The sequence below is a fragment of the Sulfurovum sp. genome (assembly GCF_041562805.1).
In the GTDB taxonomy this organism is placed as follows: domain Bacteria; phylum Campylobacterota; class Campylobacteria; order Campylobacterales; family Sulfurovaceae; genus Sulfurovum.
In genome coordinates, this window is sequence record NZ_JBFFOH010000228.1 from 1 (window position 1) to 2,996 (window position 2,996).

The following is a 2,996-nucleotide window of genomic DNA, read 5'->3' on the forward strand; positions in this document are numbered from 1 at the left end:
ATAGAAATATTTTTATTCTTTTATAATCGAATGTAACATGTTTGGTTACGACCTGCCTTCTTTGCTTGGTACATCGCCTGGTCAGCGCGAGTGAACATATCATCAAATGAATTATCGGTTTTACTATTTTTACTGATACCGATTGAGGTGGTTACAGAAATTTCTTTGCCTTCATATTGTACAGTCATATTTTCAATCTCTGTCCGGATCTTTTCAGCAAAATCATAAGCAGTGTCATAATCTGTTTGAGATAGAAGTATGGCAAATTCTTCTCCACCGATGCGTGCAAATATATCACTTTTTCTTATGGTTTTTTCTATGATCTTAACAAAATGTATCAATACCTGATCTCCACTTTGATGACCATAGGAATCATTGATACTTTTAAAATGATCTAGGTCAAGCAGTAAAAGTGTTAAATTCAAATTATCTCTTTGTGCTGTTTGGAAGTAATGTTTAGAGATTTCGTTAAAGAGACGTCTATTCATGATACCGGTTAAATAATCTGTAGATGCCAAGATACTTAGCGTACTGTTTTGTTCTTTTAAACTATTTTCATAATCTGTAATTTTATTGGTATATATAAGTGATAAAAAACTACCTATCATTAGACCTAAAATACTGGCGTTTATGGCTTTTTGAGAAAGCTGTAAGTCTACAAAAAAGTTTGCGGCTAGAATAATACCAACAGTAGCTACAGTATAAAATATCCCACTTTTACTATCTTTAAGCATATAAGCACCTAAAATCAAAAGATAAAACCATATGATCCTAAACTCATTTTGAGTCACAAAGATAAGTGCTGAAGTAAATGTTGCAAAGGAAATCAACAGTAGCAATTGGGCTGCTTTTTCATAATTTTCTTTAGACTGTCTTAGAAAGAAAATAAGGAGGAGAGTAAGAAAACTGTATACATAATTCACTTTAGAGTGGATAGGTCCAAGGTCATGTACCGCTAAGTCACTCATTAGCCCAAAAAGAGCAGCAAAAAAAGCGATGATAGGAAAAATAGAGTTAAGCATTTTAAATTTGAATTGGAGAAGGTCTTCATCTTCTCTAAATTTAAATCCACTGTTTAGAAAATTGTTTAGATTCATTCAGTATGCAACGTTTTATGAATAGATACCATCATTCAATTCTCCTTTCAACTATTTTTTCTTATTAATATTTTTAACGATATAACTATAGTGTAAGAATGTCAGAAAAATGTCATTTAAAGTAAAATAATGTTGTTTGTAGATCAAAATTTAAAGGAATAGGGTATATATCCGTTAACCTTATTAATATATGATATATAAAAGGATTTAAAAATGAAAAAACACAATTTTATCAGTATTACTTTGATCATCTCTGGTTTGGCATTAAATCCACTGATTGCAAACACAACAGTAAATCGTGTTACGAAGACACAAACAACAAATCAGACAATTACAGCGAGTATAGCTTCTATTCTATATAATAGGGGGATTGATGAAGATGCTGCTGAGGAGATGTCAAATAACTTTTCAGATGAAAATGAAGGGTTATTGGCAATGATGCTTCAAAATTTAGTAGATGAATGTGCCATAGTCAGTCGAGAAGAAGTTTTAGAGTATATGAGTACGGTAGCACTTCAAAGACAAAATATACATTTTGATTCATATGATCACTTGATTGCTATGGTTTCTAAAATTAAACAGAAATCTTTAGACACAAAGACATTACAAAATCTGCGTGATGTAGCAAAAAAGAATTCCTTGTTAGTCGGGTAAGATTTTTATTCTTCTTATACTTTAATGAGATTCTATCCTAGAATCTCTCTTCCATTATAAAACACACAAAAACTTTTGATACAATTATATAGGATCCAATACAGGAGATTATAAGATGATGAATAGAAGAAATAAAATAGTTTTAAAAATGAGTTTGTTTCTGGCAGGGTCAAGTATGTTAGAAGCTTCTGTAGAAAATGAAAATATGGTCACTTTACCTATAATGTACATTATACCTATGGGTCTTGTTATTCTCTTTATGATATCGGTTTTAGTTTATAGCATTCTAAAACAGAGAAAAACCCTTAAAGATAAAAATACACTTATCATTGAGCAGGAAGAAAAAATAAAGTTTTTACGTCAAACTTATGCAGAATATGAATACAAACAGACACAAAAAAACCATACAGATGAAAAAAGACTTTTAGAATTTCAGCACACTATCACTACACTGGAGGAGAAAATAAATGATGGTACTAAAAATCAGGTAGTAGCAAAACTAAAAGAGTATAAAAATAAAAGAGATCAACAGCTCAAACGTGTAAATTTAGGTTCATAAAATGAAAGATAATAAAGAACAAATAAGCGAAAATATACACAAAGCACTTATCGACACAGTATCTAAAGGTACAAATATACCAGCGATCATCAACGAAATAGACAACTATTATAAACAAGGTATCCTTGTTTATGCGGAGGGTATAAGCAGGTACAAAATAGAGATAGAAAAACTATTAAACAGCATAGAAAAAATAGTATATGACAAGGAAAAAGAAGAAACATTACTCTTAGCAGTAGAACAAGAGTTAGCTATAGAGACTAGACTGTTGGAACGACTGCAGAATGACTTTATGAAAAAACTCCATGCTATAGAAGAACTCAATACAGAGTATAAAGATGTTCTGGGTAAAACGAAGTACACAAAACGACTTAAAGTCAAAACAAGAGAACTACAAAAAGTAGAAGATGAGATCGAAGAGTTGGAACTCATACATCTTACTCACGAACTAGAGCGTATTAACTGCCTTGAAGTACTAGAACCTAAAAGACTGGAAATAGACACACTAAAAGAGAATGTAAAAGAGTTGGAATTGGAAAAAGAATATTTTACATTGACAAAATTACATCAACTTCCACAGATGGGTATTTCAAATAATACATCCAATAATGAGAATGATGTTGAAGTGGTAGATACTGACATTGTGGAAAAAGATACTTAACAATACAGGATTCTGTCATTGCTTA

Annotated in this window: 4 protein-coding genes; 3 read left to right on the forward strand and 1 reads right to left on the reverse strand. The window is 31.0% G+C overall.

Features of this window, described 5'->3' with window-relative positions; all coding sequences use genetic code 11:
* Positions 1-20 precede the first annotated feature (20 nt).
* On the reverse strand, positions 21-1,097 hold the full coding sequence (locus ABYK33_RS15010; RefSeq protein WP_373034123.1) for a GGDEF domain-containing protein: 1,077 nt from the start codon (positions 1,095-1,097) through the stop codon (positions 21-23).
* A gap of 213 nt (positions 1,098-1,310) precedes the next feature.
* On the opposite strand from ABYK33_RS15010, the gene ABYK33_RS15015 reads away from it, so the two are divergent.
* From ABYK33_RS15015 to ABYK33_RS15025, 3 genes are all read left to right on the forward strand, one after another.
* Entirely contained in the window at positions 1,311-1,751 is a 441-nt protein-coding gene (locus tag ABYK33_RS15015) for a hypothetical protein (RefSeq protein WP_373034125.1), read from the forward strand.
* Between the two features lie 115 nt (positions 1,752-1,866).
* Entirely contained in the window at positions 1,867-2,310 is a 444-nt protein-coding gene (locus ABYK33_RS15020) for a hypothetical protein (RefSeq protein WP_373034126.1), read from the forward strand.
* Position 2,311: 1 nt separating this feature from the next.
* The gene (locus ABYK33_RS15025; protein WP_373034127.1) at positions 2,312-2,971 is read left to right on the forward strand and encodes a hypothetical protein; all 660 of its coding nucleotides are present in this window, start codon (positions 2,312-2,314) and stop codon (positions 2,969-2,971) included.
* Positions 2,972-2,996 lie beyond the last annotated feature (25 nt).